Here is a 778-nt window from a genome sequence, read left to right as displayed (position 1 = left end):
TGGCCTGGTACGGCAATAAGTCTGCCATGGAAGCCGTGGACCGCGCCGGCGGCGAGATCTTCGCCCAGACCGTGGCTGCCGATGGCTCGCCGGGTTACTGGAGCCTGCTGATCACTCACCGCGACAGTGACGTGGAAAGTGTAGAGGACATGCTGAGCCGTGCTGACGAGCTGATCTTCGGCAATGGCGACCCCAACTCCACCTCCGGTTATCTGGTGCCGAGCTACTACGTCTTCGCGAAGAACGGCGTCGATGCCTCCACCGCCTTCAAGCGCACCATGAATTCCAGCCATGAGACCAACGCGCTGTCCGTGGCCAATCAGCAGGTCGATGTGGCCACCTTCAACACCGAAGGTATGGAGCGTCTAGAAATCACTAACCCTGAGAAGGCCGAGCAGCTCAAGGTGATCTGGAAGTCGCCACTGATCCCTTCCGATCCACTGGTCTGGCGTACGAACCTTCCGGAAGAGCTGAAGGCGGAGCTCCGTGAGTTCTTCTACGCCTACGGCGAGACCGAGGCTCAGCGCGAGATCCTAGAGCCGCTGCAGTGGGCACGTTTCGATGAATCCAGTAACGACCAGCTGCTGCCGATTCGCCAGTTGGAGTTATTCAAGGAGCGCGCTCAGGTCGCTAATGACGACAGCCTCTCCACCGAGGCGCGCGAAGCCCAGCTGGCCGAGCTGGATGCCCAGCTCGACGCCCTCAACCAGCGCATGGACGAACTCCAGGCCAGCGCCGACGACGCGCCGGCCACGGCCATGACCAGCCAGTAACCCAC

The 778-nt window shown here is 61.6% G+C and carries 1 protein-coding gene; it reads left to right on the top strand.

Features of this window, described 5'->3' with window-relative positions:
* On the top strand, positions 1-773 hold a 773-nt coding region (gene phnD / locus Q673_RS22830; protein WP_043524299.1), incomplete at its 5' end, for a phosphate/phosphite/phosphonate ABC transporter substrate-binding protein.
* Positions 774-778: the final 5 nt, after the last annotated feature.

The organism is Halomonas sp. PBN3, assembly GCF_000475415.1.
Taxonomy (GTDB): Bacteria; Pseudomonadota; Gammaproteobacteria; order Pseudomonadales; family Halomonadaceae; genus Halomonas; species Halomonas shengliensis.
The sequence above is the reverse complement of the archived record's forward strand: the minus strand, read 5'-3'. Positions and strand labels throughout refer to the sequence as shown.